Below are 25,870 nucleotides of genomic sequence, written 5' to 3'. Positions count from 1 at the left end.
GGCCGCCCCAAGCAAGCTCGCACCCCCTTGGGGGGCAGCGAGGACACGAAGTGCCGAGCGTGGGGGTCGAAATGAGCGCTGTGTGGGAAGCCATCGAGCACGATGTACGGCGTGTGCTCGGCGCCATCGAATGCGTCGATGGCAGCACGGGTGCACGCATCGGCAATCCGTTGCAGTTGCAGGCGCCGGACGCGCGCTTCGTGCGCAACGTCAGCGGCTTGTACGCGCTGGTCTCGTGGACGCCCCTGGCGGCGCATGCCGATACCTTCGCGACCCCACCGGCCACGCCCGCCATCGGCAGCCAGGTGCTTGACGTTCGCATCACCGACCCGTCCGGCCTCTACGTGCCGCGCGACGCCCGCATGCTGCTGCCGCGCGACCCGGACCCGGCCAACGCCGCGCTGCCCGGCTCGCTGTTCCGGCCGCAGCGCGTGCCCCTGATGCGCAGCGCGATGGCGCCGCTGGGCCACAACTGGTCGACGCTGTTCGTCAACGTGAGCGCAGCCAACGGAGACGCGCTGGGCGGCGCGCTCATCGACGTGTTCGATGCCGGCGCGCAATTGCTCGCACGCGGCGTCAGCGACTGGCGTGGCGAATGCGTGCTGCCGGTGGTCGGCATCCCGGTCACCACCTGGGGCGATGGCGAGGACGCCGTCGTCGTCGACCGTGTCCCGGCAACGGTGCGGGCGCGCTGGCCCGGCACGGTCGGCACGCGTGTCGCGCAGGACCTTGTCGCCGCGGGCCGGCCGCCCGCGCGGCTGCCGATCATCGATCCCGACAACCTGCCGGCCGTGCCCGCGCCGGTCGCTGCCGCCCCCATCGACATCCAGCTGACGGCAGGCCGCGCGCAATCCCTGCGCGTGGTACTCGCCGTGCCGTGATGCCCCCGCCCACCCTCCCGTTTCCTCCACCCACCGCCCCGTCCAAAGGAGCCCCCCATGCCTGAATACCTTGCCCCCGGCGTCTACGTCGAAGAGACCAGTTTCCGTGCCAAGTCCGTCGAGGGCGTGGGCACCAGCACCACGGCTTTCGTCGGCCCCGCACGACGCGGGCCGGTGGGCGTGGCCTCGGAACTGCTGACCAGCCTGACCGACTTCGAACGCGTCTACGGCAGCTTCGAGAACCTGGCGTTCAGCGACGTGACCGATGCACGGCACCAGCTCAATTTCCTGGCGCATGCGGTTCATGGCTACTTCGACAACGGCGGCTCGCGCCTGTACGTGGTGCGCACTGCGGCAGCGGGCGGGGGCGTGGCGACTGCCGCGATCGGGAACGGCGCGGGCGCCGAGGCCATTGCCGCCTTTGCCCGTTCGCCTGGCGCCACCGGCAACGGACGGCTGGTGTTCCGCGAAACGACGCGGCCCGCCACGGCGCGCACGCTCGCCACCGCGCCGGTCGGCAGCCTGGTGCGCGTGACGACGGGGACCGTGGCCGCGCCGGTCTTCACCTTGTTCACCAAGACGACGGCCACCGCGTGGGCCGACGCCGCCGCCGCTGCCCTGACGATCGACGACAGCATCGTCGCGCAACTCGTGACCTTGTCGGTCGAGTTCACCGACGCCGACGGCTACGGCCAGGTCTTCGATGACATCGGCCTGGGCAGCGCGCATCCGCGCTTCATCGGCACGGTGCTGGCGCAGACCCCAGGCAACCGCGCCGACGACCTGCAGAACCTGGTGTGGGTGCAAGTCGGCAGCGGCGTCAGCGCCTTTGAATTGCAGGCGGCCATCACAGGACTGGACGCGGTGCCGGGCGACACCGAAGGCAGGCGCCAGGTGATGCTTGCCACCGGCACCGATGGCGCCGCGCCCGGCGTTGGCAACGAGACCACCGTCGGCAGCTATGCGCATGCCCTGGCGCAGCTGATCGGGCTCGAGGACGTGTCCATCGTCGCGGCGCCGGGCAGCAGCGTGTATGCCGATGCGCAGGCGATCCAGAACGCGCTCATCTCGCATGCCGAGCACCGGCGCGCCTACCGCATCGCCGTCCTCGACACGCCGCGCGCCCAGACGCCCGGCCAGGTGCGCGACCTGCGCGGCCGCGTCGATTCGACACGCGCGGCGCTCTACTACCCATGGGTCATCGCCGCCAACCCGCTGGCACGCCCGGGCCGCGACGACATCCCGCGCGAGATCGCGCTGCCGCCCTCGGGCTTCGTCACCGGCATCTATGCGCGCAACGACATCGAGCGCGGCGTGTACAAGGCGCCGGCCAACGAAGTGGTGCGCGGCGCGCTGCGCTTCGAGACGGACATCAACTTCGCGCAACAGGAGGCGCTGAACCCGCTCGGCATCAACTGCCTGCGCTACCTCTCGGGCCGCGGCTATCGCGTCTGGGGCGCGCGGCTCGTGTCGAGCGACCCCGAGTGGAAATACGTGAGCGACCGGCGCTACTTCAACTACCTCGAAGCCTCGATCGACCGCGGCACGCAGTGGTCGGTGTTCGAGCCCAACGGCGAGCGCCTGTGGGCGAATGTGCGGCAGACCATCAGCGACTTCCTCTACAACGAATGGCGCGGCGGCGCATTGCTGGGCAGCACCGTCGAGGAGGCCTTCTTCGTGCGCTGCGACCGCGGCACCATGACGCAGAACGACCTCGACAACGGTCGGCTCATCTGCCTGATCGGCGTGGCCATCATCAAGCCGGCCGAGTTCGTGATCTTCCGCATCGGCCAGAAGACGGCTGACGCACGCGGCTAATTCCATCCCCCAGGAACACAGGAGCTTGCAGCCATGGCAAACCGCAACACGCCCTACGGCGCTTTCAATTTCACCGTCAACTTCGACGGCGGCGAGGTCTTCGGAGGCTTCTCCGACGTATCGGGCCTCGGCACCGAGGTCACCGTCGCCGAATACCGCAACGGCAACGAGCGCGAGAACCACGTGCGCAAGGTGGCCGGCGTGCACAAGGTCAGCGACGTGACGCTCAAGCGCGGCGTCATCAACTCCAAGACCTTGTTCGACTGGATCAAGCAGACCCGCGTGGCCGGCCCGGATGCGCAACGCAAGAGCGTGACCATCAAGCTGCTGGACGAAGCGCAGCAGCCGGTGCAGCAATGGGTGCTGAGCAACGTGATCCCGATGAAGTACACCGGGCCGACGCTGGCTGGCAAGGGCGGCGGCGACCTGGCGCTCGAAGAGATCGTGCTCAGTGCCGAAGGCCTGACCATCGAAGCCTGACGAGGACGAGGCCCTACATGCCGCTGGTGTTCGCCCCCGCCGAGATCCCGGCCACCGTCGTGACCGAGCGCACCGATGTCGCCTGCTTCATCGGCTTCGTGCATCGGCGCGCGGGCACCGCGTTGTCGGCGGCGCAGCGGGCCGACCTGCGCGATGCCGGCTGGATCGACGGGCCGTGGGCGCTGCCGGCGGATCGGCTCGATGCGCTGGAACAGGTGCCCGTCGCTGTGGAGAGCTGGTCGGAGTTCGACCGCCTGTTCGACAGCGTGGCGCGGCCGGTGAGCGTCGAGGCCGGCCAGCGTTGCGCGGCAATGCTGGGCGCCGCGGTGCGCAGCTTCTTCATCGCGGGTGGACGGCGGGCCATCATCGTGCGGGTCGGCGATCCGTGGCCGGTGTTGGAGCCCGCGCCGCGCGATGCCGCCGAGACCATTGCGCGCGTTGCGCTCGTGCGGGCACGCCTTGCCGCCTTGCTGCCGCAGCGCACGGTCGATCGCTTCGACCCCGCTGCGTGGCAGGGCCTGGAGCACCTGATCGGCCTGGAGCAGGTCGCGCTGCTGTGCCTGCCCGACCTCCCTGCGCTGAATGCGTCGACGACACCCGCGCCGGACGGCGAGCGGCCGATCGTCACGTCGCCGGAAGTGTTCGTCGAATGCAGCGCCAACGATGTCGGTCCGGTGGTAGACCCGGGCTTGCGCCGCATCGCTGCGCCCCGGCTCGACGTGGCCGGCGCCGCAGCGTGGGCCCAGGCGGTCGGCCGGGTGCGGGACTTCCTGCTGCGCTACCGGCGCGACTGCGGCTTCGTCGCCGCCCTGCCCTTGTTCGAAGGCAGCACGGGATGGCAACGCCACCATGTCACCGACCCGCTCGGTGCGCTGTTGGAGGCCACGCTGCTGCTCGCGTCTGGAGTCGAACCGGCGCGAGCCAGCAGCGCCTTCGTGCAACTCGCCACGCCCTGGCTGGAAAGCCCCGCGAGCCAGGACATGCCGCAGGCGCTGATGCCGCCCGATGGCTTGCTGGCCGGCACGCTGGCGCGCAATGCCCTGACGCGGGGCACCTTCCGCAGCGCGGCCGGCACGCGTCGGCCGGAAATCATTCGCGGAGAGCCCACTTCCGCGACCAGCCTGGTGCCGGAACATCCATGGTCCCGGCTGGCCGAGCGCGTGTGCGTCTTCGCACCGGGACCGGATGGCTGGGCGCTGCAGTCCGATGTCACGGGTTCGCCGGCGCCGGCCTGGCGTGGCGGCCAGGCTTCGCGGCTGGTGGCCAGCGTCTTGCGCTCGGCGCGCGCGCTGGGCCAGGCCCATGCGTTCGGACTAAACGGACCGGCCCTGTGGCGCCAGGCCCGCCTCTCGCTCGAACAACTGCTGATGGGCTACTGGCGTGCCGGCGGGCTCGGAGGCGATACGCCGGATCAGGCCTTCGAAGTGCGATGCGACCGCACGACGATGACGCAATCCGACCTCGATGCCGGCCGGCTCATCGTCGAAGTCGTGCTGCTGCCCGCCGCCTCGGTCGAGCGCATCACGGTCAGCTTCTCGCTGCTCGCGGCACAGCATGCCGAAGGCAGTGAAGCAGTGCTCGGGGAGGCGGTCGCCTGACCGAAGACACACCATGGCCGACGCACAAGACCTCCAGGAAAACCTGCTGCAGCCGCTGCAGATGTTCCGCTTCCACGTCACGTTCAAGCGAGCCGTGATCCCGGGCGGCGTGGGGCAGCCGGGGGCGGAGATCAACCTCTGCTCGGGCGCCTTCGCGGAATGTTCCGGGCTCGAAGCCACGATGGAGCCGAAGGTGATCAAGTCCGGCGGCGCCAACTACGGTGCGGCGCAGCGCGTCGGGCCGGTGAGCTTCTCGACGGTGATCCTCAAGCGCGGCGTGACCAGCACCCGCCACGCGTGGGAGTGGTTCGCGCTGGTGGCCGGCGGCGCCAGTGCCTATCGGCTGGATGTCTCGATCGCGGTACAGGACGCGGCCGGCAACACCGCGATGACGTGGCGGCTCGCGCGGGCCCTGCCGGTCAAGTTCAAGGCCGCCGACCTCAACGCGCGCACCGCAGAGATCGGCATCGAAGAGCTGCACCTGGCCCATGAAGGCCTGCAGCTGGAGGCACCGTGATGGCTCTGCAACCCGACATTCGCGCGGTCACCCTCGCCCACTTCAAGATCGATGGTGGCGATGACATCACGGTGCACTTCAACCCGGCGTCGCTGCAGTACAGCGTGTCGAACACGATGGGCGAGGCCAAGGGGCCGAACAAGAAGCAGTACGTCGCCAACAGCAGCGCCAAGCTGACGATGGACCTGGTGTTCGACACCACGCACAACGGCCACGACGTGCGCGAACTCAGCGACCGCATGGCGAAGCTCATGAAGCCCGACGGGCCGAAGGGCAAGCAGGTGCCGCCACAGGTGACCTTCGAATGGGGCACCTACAAGTTCACCGGCATGGTGGAGCAGTACAAGGAAACGCTCGACTACTTCTCACCCGAAGGCGTGCCGCTGCGCTGCGGCATCAACCTGACGCTGGCGAGCCAGGACAAGGTCTTCGCGGACAAGGAGCATGCGCCGGCCGCGTCGGTGGACGCCGCGCCGACCAACGCGCCGCCGGTGATGGTGCCGGCGGGCAACAGCCCCGGATCCCCGAACCCCGCCAGCGTGGCCAACCAGCTCGGGCAGCCGCGCGCGGCGCGGGACATCGCAAGCGCCAACGGCAGTGCAAGCCTGCGCTTCGCGGATGGCGGGACGCTGGCGGTGGGCGGCGCCGGGGTCACGTTGAATGCGGCGGCGGCGTTTTCGACGGGGGCTTCGGCGAGCGCCGGATTCGGTTTCGGGGTGGGCGCGGGGGCAAGTGCGGGTGCGGGCGCGGGATTCAGTCTCAGCGCCGGAGCCGGTGCCGGTGCCGGTCTGGGCGCGAGCGCCGGCGCCGGGTTCAGTTTCGGCGCCTCCGCCGGAGCCAGCGCGGGCGCCACGGCCGGCACCAGCCTTTCGCTTGGCACGGCCGCCAGCGGCGCCTTCGCCGGACTGCGCGTCGATGTCCCGCCCGCGCCGTCGCTGTCGCTCAACGGCAGTGGCGCCGTATTGAACCTCACCGCAGGTGGCTCGGCCAGAGGACTGTCCGCAGGCATCTCGGCCGGCGCATCCATCGGCGTCGGCGGCCAGGCCCAGGCCGGCGGGGGCGCGGGCCTCACGGCGCAAGTCGACATTCCATCGGGGCTGCGCGCCTCGATCAACTTCGAGGGTTGAACACCATGGCCATCGTTTTCGAAGACGTCACCGCGGAAATCGCACCGCCATCCGCGCCCGCCGAGACCGCGCCCACACAGCAGGCGCAAGCGAGCCACGACCCACTTGAAACGATGCGCCACGCACTCGCGCTGATGGCCGAGCGCCAGGCCCGCCTGCACGCCGATTGAGGAGCCCGTCACCATGTCCGAGACATCCGTCAGCCAGGCCGCCATCTACCGCGCGCGGCCGACCTTGCGCTTCGATGGGCAGGAAGACGAGCGCGCCGCCGAGTTGATCCAGTCGATGCGCATGCATGAGCAGGAAAGCGGCCTGAGCGGCATGGAGCTGCGCTTCTCGAACTGGGCCAGCACGCCGGATGGCAGCGCGAGCCTGGCCTTTCCTTCGGGTTCGAAGCTGGCGCTGGGCGCCTCCTTGATCGTGTACCTCGGCGAAGAGGCCAGCCCCTGCGAGATCTTCCGCGGCCGCATCACCGCGCTGGAACTCGAATACGCGACCGGCGACCCACCGACCATCGTCGCGCTGGCCGAAGACGCCTTGCAGGGCGCCCGCCTCGCCCGCCGCAGCCGCACCTGGACCGATGCCACGCCGGCCGACGTGGTCAAGGCCATTGCCAGCGACCTGGGCCTGCGCCCGGTGATCGCCGGCCTGACATCACCGAGCGGCACCTGGGCCCAGCTGGCCGAGAGCGACCTCGCCTTCCTGCGCCGCCTGCTGGAGCGCTTCGACGCCGATCTGCAGATCGTCGGCGAGGAGCTGCAGGTCTCGCCACGCGAGGACGTGAAGCGCAATGCCATCGAACTGCAAATGCATGGCCAGCTCGGCCGCGCCAGGGTGCGGGCCGACCTGGCCGACCAGGCCACCAGCGTCAGCGTGCGTGGCTGGGACGCCGGGCAAGGCAGCGTCGCCGAGTCCACCGCGGAAAGCGGCGCGCATCTCGGCCCGGGCGCCGGCAAGACCGGCGCGCAACTGCTGAAGGACGCCTTCGGCGCACGCCATGAACGCGTCGCGCAGGTCAGCGTCGCCACCAGCGAGGAAGCCACCGTCGTCGCGCAGACCGCCTTCGACCAGCGCGCCCGCCGCTTCGTGAAAGTCGACGGCACGACGGAAGGCAACCCCAAGTTGCGCGTCGGCAGCCACGTCACGCTGACGGGCCTGGACACCCGCTTCGACAACACCTACTACGTCACGCAGGCCTGCCACCTGTTCGACCTGCAGCACGGCTATCGCACCGAATTCAGCGCCGAGTGCGCGTACCTCGGCACCTGAGATGAACATGCGCCATTCCACCTTCGACCGCCCCGCCGCGCTCTACCAGGGTGCGCACCTGGCCCGCGTGGTGTCGCTCGACGATCCCGACAGCGCCAACCGCGTGCAGGTCCGCCTGTTCGCCTTCGACGGCGCCGACAACGACGCGCCGCTGTGGGCGCGCGTGGTGTCGGCCTTTGCCGGCAGCGACCGCGGCGCCTTCTTCATTCCGGACGTGGACGATGAAGTGCTGGTCGTCTTCGCCGGCGGCGACACGCGCTTTCCGCTGGTCGTGGGCGGGCTCTGGAACGGCGCCTCGGCCGCGCCTGCGTCGATCGACAGCGGCGGCCGCAACGTCACCAAGTGCATCGCGTCGAAGAACGGCATCCGCATCACCCTCACCGATGAAAGTGGGCAGGAGACGCTGAAGCTGGAAACCCCCGGCGGCCAGACCGTCACGCTGAAGGACGGCCCCGGTGCGCTGACGCTGGAGGATTCCAACGGCAACTCCGTCAAGCTCGAAACCGCGGGCATCACCGTGACCGCGTCGGCCAAGGTCACGGTGCAGGCCTCGCAGGTGGCCGTGAGCGCCGCCATGGTCACGGTGGACGCAGGCATGTCGACCTTCAGCGGCGTCGTCAAGTGCGACACGCTGATCAGCAACACGGTGATCTCCACCGCCTATACGCCCGGCGCGGGCAACATCTGGTAGGCCCGGCATGGCACAAGCTCTTCAACGGCAACAGCCGCCCCAACAGCAGCACCATCCGGTACTGGTCGGCGCGCCGCGCAACCTGCAACCGCCACCGGTCCCCGGCCGGGGCAGCGCGCCTTTCCTGCTGCAACGCAGCGACGACGACTTCCTCGCCAGCACCTTCGCGCAACTGCGCGATGCCGATGCCCATGCCACGCTGCGCAGCCTCGTCGCGGCGCAGCGCAACAAGTCGGGCGTCCTCAAGCTGTTCCAGCCGGTGCAGCGGCAGTTCCACCTGGCCCTGATCGAAGCCTGGTGCGACACGCCCGGCCTGCCGCGGCTGGACCCGAAGCGCATCGCCTCGGCCGGCTTCGTCGTGCGGCGGCTGCGCAGCGACGCGCACGGCGCCTGGATCGAAGGCTGGATGTCGCGGCGCGGCGTGCTGCAAGGCTGGGCGCGGGTCGAACGCCTCGGCCCTGCGGGTGCGGACCCCGACATGCAACGCCGCCTGCCCGCGCCGCGCCTGGGCGCCGCGCTCGACCGCGCCTTCACGCAGCTCGCCCTCGAACCGGCCGACGCGTGGCTGGAGGAAAAGACCCACCCGCTGTTCCTCGCGCCCCCGGATGTCTGCGCCGCCGCGGCCAAGACGCTCTACTGCGGCATCGTGCCGACCAGCAGTGGCGAGCTGGCTGCAACGCCAGCGCCAGAAAGCGAGACCTTCGGCGACAGCTTCGGCGCCGACTCGGCCGACTTCATCAACCACCTCGTCGAGCCCTTGCGCGGCGACGGAATGGACTTCCCGTTCGCCGGCAACGCGCTCAAGACAGCCTGGGTCGACGCGCTCGGCGAGCCCGGTGGCATCCAGCCGCCAGGCATCAGCAACGCGGACTGGGCCGTGCTCAACGCCAACCCCGGCAACCTCGCGATGAAGCGCTTCGTGACGCTGCTGCGCCAGTTGGCCAGCGAATTCGATGCGTTCGGCACCAGCCCGGCCAGCGCGGCCGTCTATGCGCGGCTTCAAGTCATCCAGTTGCCCTTGAAGCGCCGGGACGGCGAGACCACGGACCACTTCGTCGACGCCGGCAGCTTCCTGCGCGCCGCAGTCCGCCTGGTGATCGAACGCGACCCCGGCGCACCGGCGCCCGAAATGCCACGGGCCTGGCCCGCGCTGTCCGACGCCGACAAGCGCGCCTTGCGCTCCTGCCTGTCCTCCGCCATGCGCGCCCGCTTCGCCACCGTCAAGGGCGCGCCGGGCCGCTACGACGAGCCGGGCGCGAAGTACATCTTGCTTGCCTTCGTCCGCCTCAAGCCAGAGGGAACGTGCCCCGCCCGCACCGTCTGGGCCGAGCCCAGCGAAGCCTTCGTCATCGCCCCGTGGTACGAAGGCGCAGGCGCCCCGCCGGTGCAGATCGCCATGCCGGACCCGACCGATCGCGGCTTCCTCGCCGGCCTCAAGCCGAATGTCTCCTTCGTCGTGCCGCCCTCGCTGCAGAACCTGATGTCGGGCAACCCGAAGGACATGCTGGACGGCAAGGGCTCGACCGGCAACCTCACGCTCGGCTGGATCTGCAGCTTCAACATCCCGATCATCACGATCTGCGCGTTCATTTCGCTGAACATCTTCCTGAGCCTGTTCGACCTGTTCTTCCGCTGGATGCTGTTCATCAAGATCTGCATCCCGTTCCCCAAGCGGAGCGACGGCAATGGCTGAGTTCGACCTCCGCCGCCCCGCCATCGGCTGGCCGCTGTTCGCGGTTCCCGATGCGCATGGCCGCCTCGACTGGCCGGTGCTCGAGCGCAGCGTGCGCGACACCTTGCAGGCACTGCTGGCAACCCGCCCCGGCGAGCAACTCATGCGGCCCGACTTCGGCGCCGGCCTGGATCGCCTGCTGCATGAGCCCAACACGCTGGCCACGCGCCGCCGCATCCAGGTGCTGGTGACCGAGGCCGTCACGCGCTGGGAGCCGCGCATCGTGCTCGACCGCGTCGACGTGCTCGAAGTCGACGGCGAACCCACCCAGATCCGCGTCGAGATCGCCTACCGGCTGCAACGCACCGGCGAGGCGGCCACGCTCGCGCTGACCATGACCCAGGAACCACGGTAGACCCACCATGGCAATCACCCCACCCCGCCTCGACGACCGGCGCTTCGACGACCTTGTCGAAGACCTGCTCGCCCGCATCCCGGCCCACACGCCGGAATGGACCAACCCGCGCCTGGGCGATCCCGGCCGCACCATGGTCGAGCTGTTCGCATGGCTCGGCGATGCGCTGCTGTACCGCGCCAACCTCGTGCCGGAGCGGCAGCGGCTGGTGTTCCAGCAGTTGCTCGGTGCGCCGATGCGCGGCGCCCTGCCCGCGCGCGGCATCGTGCAACTGGCCTACGCGCAGCCGCCCAACGACCTGACCGTGCAGACGCTGCAACCCGGCGCCACGCTGAGCGGCCCCGCGCCCTTCGAGACGCTGTCTGAGACCAGCGTGCTGCCCATCGTGGCCGAGGCCTACATCAAGCGGGCGCTGGACGATGGCGAACGCGCCCGCATGGCCGACGTGGTCGCGGGGCTGGCCCGCATCCATCGCGTCAACGGTGCGGCCGAGCCGTATGAAACCCATCGCGTGTTCGATGCCGACCGCGCCGAGCCCGACGGCATCGACGTCTTCGCGAGCAGCATCGACCGGGTGCTGTGGATCGCGCTGCTCGCGCCCACCGCGGCCCGGCCCACCGAACAGGAAAGCACCAACGAATCCGTGCGCAACGCGCTCGGCGGCGCGGCCGGCACGCCGACGCTGCTGTCGCTCGGCGTGGTGCCGACCATCAGCACGCCCGAGCTGTTCGACGAACTCGAGGCACCGGCGCCGCTGCCCGTGCTGTGGGAACTGGCGACGCGCGGCACCGGCACCTTCGGCACCGAATACCTCACGCTCGATCCGCTGCCCGACAGCAACACCACCGCCGGCCTCACCCGCGCGGGCACGCTGAGATTGCCCTTGCCTGGCAAGGATCGCCTGTGGGTGCCGCCCAACGACGTGCTGGCCAATCCGTCCGCCGGTGTCGGCGACACGCCGCCGCGCATCGACGATGCCGACCGCGCCGCCCGCCTGGTCGGCTGGCTGCGCCTGCGCCCGCGGCCCGGTGCGCAGGTCGAGCACCTGGCGCTGTCGTGGATCGGCGCCAATGCGGTCGAAGTGGACCAGCGCACGACCCTGCGCGGCAGCGTGCTCGGCAGTTCCACCGGTGCGGCGGACCAAAGCTTTTCATTGCCGCAAGGATCGGTCGATGCCGACACGCTGGTGATCGAGGTCGAGGAACCTGGCCAGGGCTACCGCACATGGAGCCGCATCGAGGACCTGGCAACCATCGATGCCAATCCCAACGTCGCGCGTGAAGCCGCGGTCTTCGAATTCGATGCCGCCGCCGGCACGCTGCGCTTCGGCGACGGCATCCGTGGCCGCATCCCGGAGCGCCAGATGCGCGTGCGCCTGGCCTTCGGCCGCTTCGGTGGCGGCGTCGTGGGCAACCTGCCGCCGCAATCACTGACCGCCATCAGCGCCACCCGCATCGAAGGCGGCCGATCCTCGCCCCTGAAGGTCCAGCAGCCGCTGCCGATGCAAGGCGGCGTCGATGCCGAGACGATGGCGCAGGCCGAGGCGCGTATTCCCGCGCTGCTGCGCCACCGCGACCGGGCCGTGACCCCGCTCGACTACCAGCGCCTGGCCTTCGAAGTGCCCGGCATCGCCATGGGCCGCGTCGAGGTGATGCCGCGCTTCAAGCCGCGCGACCGGCGCTTCGAAGTGCCCGGCGTGGTCAGCGTGATGGTGCTGCCGGAGCAGCCGATGACGACCGCGCAGGCACCCAACCCGCGTCCTGACAGGCCGTTCCTCGAGCGCACGTACAGCCACCTGGCCGCACGCTCGCCGCTCGCGTCGGAGCTGTACGTGATCGGCTGCGAATACATCCCGCTCGGACTCGCTGTAGGTGTGGTGCTGCGCGACGGTTTCGGCCGCGACGCCGTGCTGCTCGAAGTGCGCCAGGCCCTGAAGCGGCTGCTGTGGCCGCTGCCGCCCGGCGGCGCCGACGGCAAGGGCTGGACGCTGGGCCGCCATGTGCGCGAGCGCGAGCTGGAGGTCGAGGTCTCGCGCGTGGCCGGCGTGCGCGAGGTGTCGGGGCTGAACCTGTTCGGCAAGGGCGTGTCGGAAAGCGGCCCCGCATGGACGCTGCTGCCGCGCAACCAGCCGGACGGCACGCGCAGCCTCGAACTGGCGCGCTGGCAGTTGCCCGAATTGCTCGGTGTGATCGTCGTCGATGGGGACACGGCCGTGCCCACCTCGCTGGCCGCGCTGCCCAACCCCTTCGCCAAGGCCAACCAGGTCGCGGTGCCCGTCGTGCCGGAACTCTGCTGAACCGCCATGGACGCCAACGGCCTGCGCTTCTTCCTGCTGGCGAATGCCGGTCACTGGCGCAGCCATGACCACACGCGCTACGACAGCGGCTGCCGGGCCCTGCGGCTGGCCAGCGAGCGCGAGGTGGTCTCGCCGATCGATGCCGCCGCGGAGGCCGTGGCGCTGGCCGCGCTGGACGTGGTGCCGCGCGCGGTCGACAGCTTCGGCTCCGTCGCGCGATGGGATGGCGAGGCCATGGCGGTGGTCGTGCACACCGGCCATCTCCCCGGCGACGCGATCACGCTGCCGCTGGACGTCGCACCGACCGACATCTGCGTCGGCACCGATGGCGTGCTGTACGCCGCCTTGCCGGACGCCGTGCTGATGCACGACCTGCGCGGCCGCTTCGCCACGACACGCGTCCCGACGGAGGGCTTCGTGCCCTGGCGCCTCGCGGCCCACGCGGACGGCGGCGTGCTGCTGATGGAGCGCACCAGCGGACGGCTGGCGCGGCTCGAAGGCCGGCCGCTTTCGCTGCAGACGCCGGCACGCGACGAATACGCGCCGCAGGTCTTCCGCCCCGAGCTGGAGAACTGCTTCCCGCCCACCTTGCGCCGGCTGACGCAAATCAGTTGGCCCGCCGACGAACAGCCGATCGCCCTGGCCGCGTACCCCGGCCCCGCGTTGCGCCTGCTCAGTTGGGGGCCGGATGGTGCGGCACGGCTGCGCAGCATCGACGCCACCAGCGGCACCCTCACGCCCGCCGTGCCCCTCGCAGGTGGCCGCTATGCCTACAGCCTGGCCTGGCTCGCGAACGGCGCCATCGCCGTGCGGCTGCCCGGCCGCACCGACGCGCTCTCGTTCGACGACGGCGGCATCGTGCTCGGTGAGGTCTTCCCGTTGGCCACCGGCGCCGTCGAGGCCTCCTTCGCCCATACGCTGGAAATGCCACCGCGCTACCCGTTGAACGACGACGAGGCCGAGCCCTTGCTGCCGCTCTCGCTCGTCAACACCGCGCGCCAAGGCGAGGCCACGAACTGGGCCGACACCGCCGATGGCCTCGCGGCCCAATGGCTCGACAGCGGCCAGCCCGACACCGTCTGGCACCGCCTGATGGCCGAGGCCTCGATCCCGGCCGGCACCGGCTTCATCGTCTGGCTCGCGGCCACGGCCGATCCCGCGCCGCCGCCGCTGGACGATGCAGGCGCTTGGCAGCCGCACGGCTTTGGCCGCGACATCGCCGCGCTCGCGCCGGACACGATGGCCGGCCCGGTGCCGCGCGCCGCATGGGACCGCGCGCCGTCCGAGTTGCCCGGCCACCCCGGGCTGGCATCCTGGACCGCCGAGCGCGACCGGCGCGGCCTGTTCGGCGTGCTGATCCAGGACGCGACACGGCGGGTGCGCCGCTTGGTCGGACGCTACCTGTGGGTGCGCTGCACGTTGCTCGGCGACGGCCGCGCCACGCCCGAGATCCTCGCGCTGCGCGCCTGGGCCGGCCGCTTTGACTACGTCGACCACTACCTGCCGCGCTTCCTGCGCGAGACGCAGTTCGGCGCCGATGCGCAAGCCGCCGGTGAGCGGCTCGCGACCTTGCCGGCGAGCGCGATCGCGTCGCTCGATGCGGGCGGCGCCGCGGCAGCCGCGGTCGTCCAGGCGCTGCAACAGCAACTCCCCGACATCTCCGGCGCGCTGGCCGCCACGCCCATCGAGCCGCAGCAGCGCTGGCGCCTGTTCGACAGTTCGCGCCAGGCCACTTGGCACCTGGTGCGCGACCCGCTGGGCGCACGCGACATCGGCGTCTACAGGCCGAAGGCGACCCCATCCGACTTCCTCTCGCGCATGGTCGCCAACTACGAGGGCGTGCTGACCACGCTGGAAGACCGCGTCGCCAGCGCGCATGTGCTGACCCATCCGGCGACCGTGCCCGAGCCGCAACTCGACTGGCTCGGCGCGTGGGTCGGCGTCGCCTTCGATGCCGCCCTGCCCGCCGACCGCCGCCGTGCCTGGCTGCGCGAAGCCCCCCGGCTGGCGCGCTGGCATGGCACGCGGCGCGGCCTGTCGTTCGCGCTCGACGTGGCCAGTGGCGGCGGCGTGAGCGGCGGCGAGATCGTCGTGATCGAGGACTTCCGCCTGCGCCGCCTGCTGGCCACGCTGCTGGGCGTCGACCTCGTGGACGAAGACGATCCGCTGCTGCCGGGCCTTGGCCACAGCGGCAATTCCATCGTCGGCGACACGCTGTTCCTCGCCGACCAGCAGCAGGCCGAGCTGATGGCGCTGTTCCGCGACGACCAGGCCACCGACGCCGAGAACGACGCGGTGCGCGCCTTCTACGGCCGCCTGGCCCACCGCGCCACGGTGTTCGTGCACCAGGAAGTCGAGCCGCAGGACCTCGGCTTGATCCGCCGCATCGTCGAACTCGAAGCACCGGCGCACGTCGACGTGCGCGTGGTGACGGCGTCGAAGCCGCTGCTGGTCGGCGTCTCCAGCCTGGTCGCCGTGGACACCTACCTCGCGCCGCCCGCGGCGCCGCAGCCGGTGCGCGTGCAGCGCAGCGTGCTCGGCATGGGCGACCTGGTGCGCCAGTCGCCCGCACTCGACCCGCGCGTCGGCGGCAGCACCGCGCCCATCTTGAACCAGGAGCCATGACCATGACCGTGCAAAGCCGCGACCCCAGCGCCGATCCGCTGTACGCCCGCCCGCTGCCCGAGCGACCTTCCTATGCCACCGGCATGATGCTCGCCGCAGACGATTTCAGCGACGAACAGACCTACCACCGCGGCCGGCTCGCGCGCGCCCTGGCGCAGTTGTCCGGCAACGGCACCCTGGCCGGGCTGCGCGTGCACTACGAGCCGGAAGTCATCGGCGGCAATGCGCCGCATCCGGAGGAAATCGTCGTCGACCCCGGCGTGGCGGTCGACCGGCTCGGCCGGCTCATCGAGGTGCCGCGACCTGCCTGCCTGCGCCTCGTGCCGTGGTTCACGCAGCAGTCCGCGACGCAGGGCGGCGGCGCGATGCGGCTGGCCAGCTACGACAACCTGGCGCGCTTTGCCAGCCTGCGCCGCCAGGCCGACGCGACGCCCCTGCCCGCCGCCGCCGTCGTCGCCGATGTCTACCTGCGCTTCATCGCCTGCGCGCATGGCTACACGCCGAGCTTTGCGTCCGGGCCGTACGACGCGCTGGACGCCGTCTCGGTGTCGCGCCTGCGCGATGCCTACGAGGTGGTGGTGACCTTGCGCGCCGGACTCTCCGACACCAACGCCGGCCTGCCCTTGCAAGGCGCCGATCTCAGCGGCCAGGCGCCGGCCGATCGCCGTGCCGCGACGCAGGACGCCGTGCTCGCCGCCTACCCCGCGACCGGCCGCTCCGGCAGCACCGACCCGCTCGACGCCCTGCCCGAGCATCCGCTGGTGTTCGACCACAGCGCGGTGTTCCTCGCGCGCCTTTTCATCCCGGTGCAGGCGCTGGTCGCCACCGGTGCGCCGCTGCGCAGTGCGGAGGCGCCGCAAGTCGACAACTTCGGCCGCCGCTTCCTGCCGGCGGTCAACCTGCTGGCCAACGCCATCGGCCTCTAAGGACTCACCATGCCCTTCCCCAACCTCACCCAGGGCGCCGCGCGCGAACTCGTGGCCCGCTCCGATGTGCAACGCCTGCGCACGGCCGGCGTACTGGTCGAAGACCCGCGGCGCGAGCGCCCGCGCTGGTTCGACGGCCGCTTCCTGGCCGCGCGCGACCTGATCCGCGAGCAGCAATACACGCTGACGCGCGAAGCCGACCTGGGCCGCGCGGCGGGCAGCGGCGTCGCCCAGGGCCTGCGCGTGACCGAAAGCAGCGATTCGCAGTCGCTTCACATCGAAACCGGACACGGCATCACGCCCGCCGGCGAACTGGTGCTGCTGCCGCGCGACCTCGACATCGCGCTGGCCAACATCGCGCAGGCCGAGCAGCTGTCCGCGCGCTTCGGCCTCGGCCGCATCCCCAACCCGCCGATGCGCAGCCGCACCGGGCTGTTCGTGCTGGCGCTGCGTCCGGTCGAATACACCGCCAACCCGATCGGCGCCTACCCGTCGTCGCTGACCGGGCAACGCACCGTCGAGGACGGCGACACCATCGAAGCCACCGCCATCGTGCTGGTGCCCTGGCCCGACGACGGCGCGACCGACGCGCTGGACGCGCGCCGTGGCCGGGTGGCGCGCGACGTGTTCGTGGCCGGTGGCGGCGCGAGCCTGTCGGCCAACGTGCTGCCGCTGGCACTGGTGGCACTGCGCAACAACACGGTCGAATGGGTGGACGAGGCGATGGTGCGGCGCGAACTCGGCGCGGATCGCGGCGACCTGCCGGGGCTGGGCTTTTCGCCACGCGCATTGCGGCTTGCACACCTCATGCAGTACCAGGACCATCTGGCCGCGGTGGTGGAGAACACGCGGGGGCGGACTTTCCCTGCGTCCTCCTGGTTCCCTGCGCTGCCCGGCGCCGGGCCGCTGCCGGCGGGGCTGATCGACATCCGCGACTTCACGCAGGGCTTCTTCCCGGCGGAGATCGACGTCGACTTCAGCCCGGTGCCGGAGGACGAGCTGCCCGCGCTGATCGAGGACGCGCTGCTGCTGCAACCGATCGACCTGCAGGCCTCGGCCGACGCGCTGGATTCCACGGCCGTGCTGATCCTTGCGCCAGTGCCGCGCAATGAATGGCGCGCCGTCACCGCGCGCCTGGCCAGCACCAGCCGTGTCGTCAAGCCGGCGGCGCCGAACCTGATCTCGCAGCGCAAGCCCTTCGAGGTGCTGCAGAAATTGCGGCTGCCGAGCGGTCCGGTCGTGGTGCTCGACCCGACCAGCCCCTCCGACGCCGAATGGCAACGGCTCGCGCGCCTGCCCAACCTGTGGTTCGTGCGGCGCCGCCATCTCGCGGTGCGCGACGACTACACAGGCGCATGGCAGGCCGTGAGCGGCGTGGACGAGCGCACGCTCGACACGTCGCTGCGCACCCGCATGAGCATGCTGGGGCTGAGCGATTCGTTCAACAACCTCGTGTCTCGCTCGTCGCCGGCGGCGGTGGGCACCTTGACTTCGCTGCTGTCGTCGAAGCGACTGGCCGAGTCGCCGGCATTGAGCGCTGCGACCATCGGCGCGCTGACCCAGGCCGCGCGCGATGCCGATGCGGCGGCGCCGGCGACGCAAGCCGGCACGCGGCCCTCGCTGGACCTGGCAACCGTCCTGAAGGTCAGCGCCGATCTCACCGCGCGGGGCGCCGGCCAGGGGCTCGAGCGCGTCGAGAAGGCTGCGCCCGAAGGCCAGTTGCGGCCCGACACGCTGCGCCGCATCGCGACTGGGGTGACGTGGCGCAAGCTCGACCAGAACGCATCCCTGGCGCCGACGCAGGTGGTGGCGGAACTGGCGCGGGTCTTCGATGCGCCGGTGGGTGCGCCTGGGGGGCCGGCGTCGCCGCCTGCGCCGGTTCCGGAGCCCCCCGCGCCGAGCCCTGTGCCGCCCGCGGCACCCGTGCCGACTCCGGCGCCGGTGACGCCTTCGAGCCCAGTGCCGCCGGCTCCGGTGCCAGCTCCAGTGCCAACCCCAGCGCCTGTGCCGCCACCGGCTCCCGTGCCACCACCGGCCCCGGTGCCACCGCCCACGCGCCCGCCGATAACGCCCGCGCCAACGCCAACGCCAACGCCAACGCCGCCGCCCACGCGCCCGCCCGTCGTCACGCCGGTGCCGGGGCCGCGTCCGCCGATCCTGGGGCCCGTCACGCCTGTCCTCCCCGTGACGCCGGTCACTCCTGTCATCACACCCGTCTCGCCCATCGTCTCGCCAGTCATCCGCGGCGCCCCGGTGTCGCCGGTGGTTCGCGCCGCCCGGTCCGTGTCGGCAGAGACGCCGAAGCCCGATCCGGGCGATTCGCCATCACGCAGCGGCCGCAAGGCCAAGCGCAAGGGAGGCTGAGGTGAGCACCATCGTCCCCATCGCCACGCCGCTGCCCGGCGAGCGCGTCATCGCGCTGCAGCCCGGCAACGCGTCCGACGCCGCCACCGACTGGCTGCGCCGCCCGCACCTGTTCGCCGGCCGCACCCTCAGCGCAGCCACGCTCGCCGCGCGCCAGGCCTGGGCGGCCGGACGCATCGCGCAACGCGGGCAGGCGTTCACCGCCGGCGTGGTCGGCGGCCTCGAGGTCAACCACCGGCTGGAGGCGGTTCCCGAAGCCGAAGGCGGCGGCACGCAGTTGCGCCTGTTCATCGAGCCCGGCCAGGCCCTGGCCGCCAGCGGCGAGGACGTGACGCTGATGCGCCCGATCTCCCTGCGCCTGGCCGACCTGCCGGTGCTGGCCCCGGCCGAGTGGTCCACAGCGGCAGGCCCGACACCGCCCGCCCCGCCACCCGACCCGACGGACCCCACGGACCCGACGCCACCCGTCGCGCTGCCCACGCTGAACTCGCGCAGCATCGGCGACCTGCCGCTGTCGCAATTGCTCGCCACGGCCGGCGCCCGCATGTCCCGCGTCGGCATCCTGGTGGCGCAGCCGGTGGTGGTCGATGTCTCCAGCATCGACCCCGACGACCCGTGCGACCTCTGCGCCTGCGGCGGTTCGGCCGAAGACGGCGCGAGCTACGAGGACGTGCGCATCGGCGACGGCCTGCGCCTGCTCTGGTACCCATGGCCCGAGGAATGGCAGCCGCTGCCGACCAGCGTGCTGCGCTTTCGCAATGCGCTGGCCCATGCCATCTTCGAGGCCGAGGCGAGGCTCGCGCCCGGCGAGGTGCTGCCCTGGGCCGATGCCGGCGTGCCGCTGGCCCTGATCGCGCTCGACACCGCTGCAACGGCCACCGATGCCACCCGCGTGATGCCGCTGTTCAGCGACCGCGCCAGCGTGGTGCGCCAGGGCGGCCGTGCGCGCGAGGCCCGTCTCCAGTCCGGGGCCACGCTCGACGGCCGCACGCCCCTGCTGGCTGACAGCCGCCTGCCCGCGCTGTGGCAGGCGCGCATCGAGCAGTTCGCCGAGCAGATCGCGGAACTGGGCGACCCGGCACCGCCGGCCGACCAGATGGGCGACCCTTTCCTCACGCTGCCGCCCTGCGGACTGCTGCCGACCAATGCGTTGAACTTTTCCACATGGCACAGCGACTTCTTTCCGCCGCTGTGCACGCTGGACGCCGTGCCGGTGCCGATCGAGCAACTCGATGCCGCCTTCCACGATGCCGCGGCGCTCGCGACGATCGACCTGTCGGCGCCCAACCGCGTCCGCATGCTGGTGCCCGTGCCGCAGGCCTCGTGGGAACCGCGCCTGCTGAAAACCGATGTGATCGACCCCGAGTTCGACACCACGCTCAACCGCTTCCTGCTGCGCCGCGCGCGTGAACTCGGCGCGCGCCAGGGCCTGCGCCAGGAACTCGCGCTGCTCACACGCGTGCTGACCGGCCAGCCCCAGACCGTGCCGGCCTACAACGACGACCCGCTCGCCGTGGAGACCGAGACCCTGCTGCCCTGGGGCCCGCCGCCGGTCGGTGGCGGCCACCGCAGCACGCTGCGCGCGGGCGCGCACCAGCACTACTTCGACAGCGCGACGGAGATCCTCACGCCCGGTGCCGCCGACGCGATGTCGCAATGGGTCTTCCTCGACCCCGACAACCCGCCGCGCATGCTGATGCTGCAATGGCATGTGCGCGGGCTCGACTGGGAGCATCGGGCGATCTGGGGCGAGGACCTGCTGCCGCAATACGGCGCGCCCAACACGGCCGGCCACCGCCTGATGGGCCCGCTGCCGGACCTCGGGCGCTGGGTGCAGCTCGAGGTGCAAGCCGCGCTCGTCGGCGCGGCCGGCGTCGCCATCGACGGCATGGCCTTCACGCTCTTCGACGGCCGCGCCGCCTACGGCATGGCCGGCACGCGCACGGCCAACCAGCAGCCCAAGTGGTTCTGCAACGTGCTGCCGCTGGGTGCGCGGCGCCAGGGCGACGAGCCCTGGGACCTGCTCACGCAGAACGACCTTTGGGCGCCCTTCGAACCGGCGCGCGGCGTGGTGCCGGCCATACCGGACAGCGTGCCGGCGGCGCCCGGCGTCGCCAACGGCGGCTTCCTGGAGCCTTCGGGCGTCGGCGTCCACCAGCATTACTTCGAAGGCGCCAACCCGCCCTTCACGCCGGGCGCGGCGGAACAGCTCTACGCCTGGGTCTACATCGACCCGAACGATCCGCCGCGCGAAGTGATGCTGCAGTGGCATGCCGCCGGCACCTGGGAGCACCGCGCCTTCTGGGGCGCCGACCTGATCGGCTGGGGCAACACCGACACGGTCTCGCGCCGTCGCAGCGGCGGCTTGCCGCTGCCCGGGCAATGGGTGCGACTGGTGGTGGCTGCAGCCGATGTCGGGTTGGCACCAAGCACACCCATCGACGGCATGGCCTTCGCCCTGCACGGCGGCAGCGCGGCTTTCGCGGCGACCGGCGCGGCGACGATCACGCAGACGCAGACCTCCACCGGCGCCACCCTCACCAACGTCGTGGAGCGACCGTGGTTCGCCTCCACCCTGCCACCGAACGCCCGTCCCTCCGGCCCCTGGGTGCCGATCGAGGCGCGCGACCTTTATGCACCGACGAACACATCGCGCATCGGCCGGGTGGAGTCGGTGGCCAGCCTGCTGGCCGATCCAGTGCTGTCGGTGCTGTCCGAGCAGGAGCGCGCACAACTGACGGTGCGCGGCCTCGGCCCCTTCGTCGACTACCTGCGCGCCCGCATCGACCGCACCGACGACCTGACCGACCACGGCTTCGTCAAGATGCAGACCGACATCTACCGTGTGCGGCAGTTGATGCTCAGCAGCACCGATGCCCTGCGCATTGCCGTGTCGCCCACGCTGGCGTCCATTGCCAAGGCCGAGACGGCGGTCGCCTCGCAGGCGCAGATCGCGAGCTACATCGCGGGCCTGAAGCAGACGACGGCGACCGTGCTGCGCGCCGCTGCTGCACCCGCCGCAGCCGCCGCGGCCGCGCCCCTGGTCGCGACGCCGCCGCAGGCCGCATCGCGCTTCTTCTCCAGTCCCGCCGTCAGCGCGGTCAGCGCGGTGAGCGCGGTGAGCGCGGTGAGCGCGGTCAACCTCAACCTCGCGGGGAAGCTCGATCTCGGGGTGAAGGTCGACGTCGCCCCAAGGATCAACGTGCGCGCCGACCTGTCCGCCAAGGCCGACTCGCCGGTGCAGCGGATCGCCGCGCTGGCGACCTACCAGCCGATCTACACGGTCAACATGCCCAGCCCGGTCGACGTGGTGCTTTCGGCGCCCGTGATCGGCAAGTCGCCGATCCGCACCACCGCCATCGCCGAGCGGCTGAAGGCTTCCGCCTCGCAGGAGGCACGCGACTACGCGCTGGCGACCCGGCGCGACACGGTGCTGAAGCTGGTGGGCCTGCTCAACGAGTTCATGGCCGAGGACGGCGGCGCGCCCTCCGGACTGTTCAGCGCGGTGCCGGGCGTGAGCGACTATTTCTATGTGTTCGGGCTGGAGAAGGACCCCATCCTCACGGGCGGATCCGACGACGACGTGAAGAACCGGCGCCGTCGGCTGCTGGATTTCCGCATCGATCCCAGCCTGCAAGGCAGGCTGGACGACTCGCCACCGCTGCCGGTCAACGCAGCCGGCACGACGCTGACGCTGGACGAATCGACGCTGTTCTCGCAGCTTTCCGACCTGTCCGACAACACCGTCGCGATGCTGCGCCAGCTCGAAGGCCGCATCAACGGCTATCGCAACGCATTGACGCGCTGCGAACTGGCCCTGACGGCGCTGCAAGGCGACCGTGCCGACGCCGCCTTGCGTGTCGGCGCCGCAGGCGACCGGCTGGCCGAGGCACGCCATGACGTGGGTGTCGCCCGCGCGCTCATTGCGGAGGAGCAGGCCCGCATCGACGCGGTCAACGCGCGCCGCGCGCAGGTGCTGGCCGAGGAGGTGCGCTTCCTCGCCTTCATGCGGCCGCGCGAGACTGCCGCGATGCAGGAACTGCCGCGCCGCGCCATCGACCCGGCCCTGGCCGAGGCGCCGGTGCCGGCCTGCCTGCGCGACCATGCCGATGTGCCCGACGAACTGGAGGAAATGCTGCGCGTGGTGCGCGAGGCGCCGGCGAGCTGGTTCGTGCACGCGCCGACCCTGCTGCGCCAACTCGACCGCAGCGACCTGCTGCTGCGCACGCTGCAGAGTTCGCAACTGCGCACCACGCTGGTCGCGCAACGTGTCAATGCCAGCGCGGCGATGACGGCCTCGCTCGGCGGCGCGTTGCGCAGCGCGACGCCGACCCTGGGCGTGTCGGTGAGCAACGTCATCGCCAGGCAGACGCCGTTGCTCGCGGCCCGCGTCAGCGCGGTCAACAGCATCGACCTGGTGCGCGCCGCATCGCTGAGCTGGCAGGCGCTGCATGCGCAGGCGACCGAGGTGGTCTCGCTCGGTGACATCATCGACGGCGACCATGGCCGCAGCATCGTGAGCCAGCGCGCGGCCGACCTCTACGGTTCGATCGCGCAGGTCTGCGCCTGCCTGCATGCCGAGTTCTGCGGCGTCAGCGCATCGATCCGGCTTGACTGGGCCGAGCTGATGTCGCAATACGACGCCGCGCCGTCGCTGCGCAACGGGGCCAACCTGCCGCGCTGGAGCGAGATCGACTCGACCGACCGCCGCCAGATGCAGGCCTACATCGACTGGCTGTTCGCGCAGGTCGACCCGGCGAAGGACGATGCGCAATCGCTGGTCAGCGACGTGGTGCGCATGTGCCTGCTGCTGGCCAGCCATGCGCCCGTCGGCCGCATCGTGGCGGGCCGCATGCCGCGGCCCGCGGTGGGCGTGCGGCCGGGGGTGCGCATCCCGCTGGTCGCGCTCGACGCCGGCGACAAGCTGCGCGTGGGCATGCAGGCGATGCTCTATCGCGGCAGCAGCCTGGTGGCGCGCGCGGCGATCGAAGACGTGGGCAGCGGCGAGGTGTCGGCGCGCGTGCTGTCGACGGTAAGCGCCACGGTGGACCTGGGGCTGGACGTGCGCGTGCAGTTCGCCGCCGGTGAAGTGGTCAGCGCCAAGGCCGCGCGCACCGCGGCGATCGCGGCGCGATAGCCACAAGGGCAAGCCATGACCCGCACCGTGCGCCACCTGCGAATGCGCGTTCCCAGCGAATCGCATGCCTGGCAATTGCAGGCGCGGCTGGACGATGCGCTGCGCTGCGCAAGCCTGCCGGACACGGGCGAGCGCCTGCTGCTGGTGCGACGGCTCGACCTGGGCCGCATGCCCGCGGGATGGGGCGCGCAGCGGCTGTCCCTGCACATCGAGCGGTGCGTGCAGGCGGCGGGTTTGCATTGGGTCCACGGCGACGCGGCGGAGGCAGCCGAGGCCAGTGCGGTGTGGTTCGCGAGCCCCTTCGAGGCGATGCGCTGCTACGCCGTGAGGCTGGCGAGCGGCGCCGGGGCTGCCGCGTGGCACTGGCGTCTGGCGCTGCCTGCGGAAGTGCTTGCGCCGGATGCCGACGCGGGTGAGCGCCTGCGCCGCATCGTGCGGGAGCTGGTGTTGTCGCCGGGCGCGGTCAACACCGTGCCGGCGTTGCTGGAGGCATTGGCCGATGCGGGGCATGCCCGCTGGGCGCGCGCGCAGACGTTGCCTGCGCTGGGTGCGCTGCTGCGGGAGCATGGGGTCAGGCTGCCGCTGTCGTGGGCCGGGGGGCATCTGATGGCCGCCGGTCCCGAAAGCACGCCGTCGCGCGAGCGAGTTGCGGGAGCGGTGGCCTCCGAAGCTGATACGGCCGCGTTTGCAACCCCCATGAAAGCGGCTCCGCAAGACGCACCTCACGCGCAACCGACGCCTGCCACGCCCGCCCGACCCCGAGCGAGCGCACCAAGGCTGTCCCTGGCGGCGCAGGCATCTTTCGAAACTGCGCCGCCCGCGCCGGACGATACGTCGATGCAAGCTGCATTCGTGGTGACGGACCCGGCGATCGCCGACCCCGTCGCGCCGCGAAGCGGCGTGACGCTCACCGCCGCAGACGCGGCGACCCGGGGCCTTCACGCGCCGCCATCGGCCGCCATCGACGCGCCTTCGCCGCCGCCCTCGCGTCTGCACGACGACGGCGAGGCATCGCACCCCCGCATCCTCGAAGCCATCGGCCAATTCACTGCGGCCGGCGGCCTGCTGTGCCTGGTGCCCGTGCTGTCCCGAATGCGCATCGACGCGGTCGACAGCGAGCTGGCGCCCCTGGCGCAACGGCTCCTGCAACGCATCGCCGCCCGGCTCGACCTTCACGGCGACGACGCCACCTGGTCGCTCGCTGCCGCACTCGCCGCACCCGACGCCCCCCGCGCCGCCGATCTGCACGCGCGCACCACGCACTGGCTGAACACCCTTCGCCGCCACCTGCGGCTGCAATGCGGCATCGGCCTGGCCAGCCTCGCCCTGCGCCCCGGCTGGCTCGACTGGGGCCCCACCCACATCGACGTGCACCTGCCACTCGCGCAAGTCGACCTGCGCATACGCCGCGCCGGCCTCGACATCGACCCCGGCTGGGTGCCCTGGCTGCAGCGCATCGTCCGCTTCCACTATTTCAGCGGCAGGCAACCCGAGACCTTTCGATGAAACGCGACGAATCCCTGGCCGGCGCGGCGCCCACCATTGCCAGCGACGACCTCCCGCTGGCGCAACGCCTGCTGGCAATGCTCGCCCCCGGCAGCGCCTTGCCCGACGCCGCGCCGGAGGCCCACTGGCTGATGGCGCAGGCCGGCGCCTCGCCCTGGCTCGACCTGCCGAGCGCGTGGTCCGACTGGCGCGCGCGTCCACCCGCGGCCGACGCCCGCCTGCATCGCCTCGTGATGGCGCTTCGACTCAACGCGAGCGAGGCTTTCGCCCTCGCGCTGTCCCACGCGGCCGACAGTGACGTGATGCACAGCCGCGCGCTGGCCTGGCTGCAGGCGCCGTTGCGCGAGGCCCGGCCCACGCTCGGCCTCATCGCCTGCCTGGATGCGCAACGCGGCCTGGAAGCCGCCGCCTCTCTGACCGCTCTGCTCGACGGCGCTGCGCTCGCCTGCGGCCTCCTGCACATCGAGGAACCGGTGGATCGCGCCAGCTCGCGTGCCGATGCCGCCTTGCGCCTGCCGCTGCCCCTGCTGGTGGCGCTGGCCGGCGGC

Annotated in this window: 18 protein-coding genes; all 18 read left to right on the top strand. The window is 71.5% G+C overall.

Features of this window, described 5'->3' with window-relative positions; genetic code table 11:
- Positions 1–71: 71 nt before the first annotated feature.
- Positions 72–881: a hypothetical protein gene (locus HB681_RS15685; protein WP_213955783.1), complete on the top strand. Its 810-nt coding sequence runs from the start codon at positions 72–74 to the stop codon at positions 879–881.
- A 57-nt stretch (positions 882–938) separates the two neighbouring features.
- Positions 939–2,699, top strand: coding sequence for a phage tail sheath subtilisin-like domain-containing protein (locus HB681_RS15680; RefSeq protein WP_213955782.1), 1,761 nt, complete (start codon positions 939–941; stop codon positions 2,697–2,699).
- Positions 2,700–2,732: 33 nt separating this feature from the next.
- Entirely contained in the window at positions 2,733–3,179 is a 447-nt protein-coding gene (locus HB681_RS15675) for a phage tail protein (RefSeq protein WP_213955781.1), read from the top strand.
- A gap of 17 nt (positions 3,180–3,196) precedes the next feature.
- Complete coding sequence (locus tag HB681_RS15670) at positions 3,197–4,777, top strand: phage tail protein (protein WP_213955780.1); 1,581 nt, start codon at positions 3,197–3,199, stop codon at positions 4,775–4,777.
- Between the two features lie 13 nt (positions 4,778–4,790).
- Positions 4,791–5,294, top strand: coding sequence for a phage tail protein (locus tag HB681_RS15665; RefSeq protein ID WP_213955779.1), 504 nt, complete (start codon positions 4,791–4,793; stop codon positions 5,292–5,294).
- Positions 5,294–6,421 (top strand): hypothetical protein, encoded by a 1,128-nt coding sequence (locus tag HB681_RS15660; RefSeq protein ID WP_213955778.1) that lies wholly within the window; start codon positions 5,294–5,296, stop codon positions 6,419–6,421. The genes HB681_RS15665 and HB681_RS15660 overlap by 1 nt, the downstream gene beginning before the upstream one ends.
- A gap of 5 nt (positions 6,422–6,426) precedes the next feature.
- Positions 6,427–6,591: a hypothetical protein gene (locus tag HB681_RS15655; protein WP_213955777.1), complete on the top strand. Its 165-nt coding sequence runs from the start codon at positions 6,427–6,429 to the stop codon at positions 6,589–6,591.
- Between the two features lie 13 nt (positions 6,592–6,604).
- Positions 6,605–7,690: a contractile injection system protein, VgrG/Pvc8 family gene (locus HB681_RS15650; protein WP_213955776.1), complete on the top strand. Its 1,086-nt coding sequence runs from the start codon at positions 6,605–6,607 to the stop codon at positions 7,688–7,690.
- Positions 7,691–7,697: 7 nt separating this feature from the next.
- Complete coding sequence (locus tag HB681_RS15645; protein WP_213955775.1) at positions 7,698–8,381, top strand: phage baseplate assembly protein V; 684 nt, start codon at positions 7,698–7,700, stop codon at positions 8,379–8,381.
- A gap of 7 nt (positions 8,382–8,388) precedes the next feature.
- Positions 8,389–10,074 (top strand): hypothetical protein, encoded by a 1,686-nt coding sequence (locus HB681_RS15640; RefSeq protein WP_213955774.1) that lies wholly within the window; start codon positions 8,389–8,391, stop codon positions 10,072–10,074.
- On the top strand, positions 10,067–10,468 hold the full coding sequence (locus HB681_RS15635) for a GPW/gp25 family protein (protein ID WP_213955773.1): 402 nt from the start codon (positions 10,067–10,069) through the stop codon (positions 10,466–10,468). Before HB681_RS15640 ends, HB681_RS15635 begins: the two co-directional genes overlap by 8 nt.
- Positions 10,469–10,475: 7 nt before the next feature.
- Positions 10,476–12,764, top strand: a complete 2,289-nt coding sequence (locus tag HB681_RS15630) for a putative baseplate assembly protein (RefSeq protein ID WP_213955772.1) — start codon at positions 10,476–10,478, stop codon at positions 12,762–12,764.
- 6 nt (positions 12,765–12,770) lie between these two features.
- Positions 12,771–15,389 carry a phage tail protein gene (locus tag HB681_RS15625; protein WP_213955771.1) on the top strand — a complete coding sequence of 873 codons (2,619 nt, stop codon included), beginning with the start codon at positions 12,771–12,773 and terminating at the stop codon, positions 15,387–15,389.
- Between the two features lie 2 nt (positions 15,390–15,391).
- A complete protein-coding gene (locus HB681_RS15620; RefSeq protein WP_213955770.1) occupies positions 15,392–16,315 on the top strand; it encodes a hypothetical protein in 924 nt (307 codons plus the stop codon).
- A gap of 9 nt (positions 16,316–16,324) precedes the next feature.
- The gene (locus tag HB681_RS15615) at positions 16,325–18,679 is read left to right on the top strand and encodes a hypothetical protein (protein ID WP_213955769.1); all 2,355 of its coding nucleotides are present in this window, start codon (positions 16,325–16,327) and stop codon (positions 18,677–18,679) included.
- A 1-nt stretch (position 18,680) separates the two neighbouring features.
- Positions 18,681–23,816: a hypothetical protein gene (locus HB681_RS15610; protein WP_213955768.1), complete on the top strand. Its 5,136-nt coding sequence runs from the start codon at positions 18,681–18,683 to the stop codon at positions 23,814–23,816.
- Positions 23,817–23,831: 15 nt separating this feature from the next.
- Positions 23,832–25,322: a hypothetical protein gene (locus tag HB681_RS15605; protein ID WP_213955767.1), complete on the top strand. Its 1,491-nt coding sequence runs from the start codon at positions 23,832–23,834 to the stop codon at positions 25,320–25,322.
- Positions 25,319–25,870 (top strand): hypothetical protein (locus HB681_RS15600; protein ID WP_213955766.1); only part of this gene is annotated, 552 nt, incomplete at its 3' end. The genes HB681_RS15605 and HB681_RS15600, both read left to right, overlap by 4 nt.

This window comes from Variovorax sp. dw_954, from assembly GCF_018449755.1.
GTDB lineage: Bacteria > Pseudomonadota > Gammaproteobacteria > Burkholderiales > Burkholderiaceae_C > Variovorax.
Note: the sequence above shows the minus strand (reverse complement) of the source record. Positions and strands in the feature narration are given on the sequence as shown.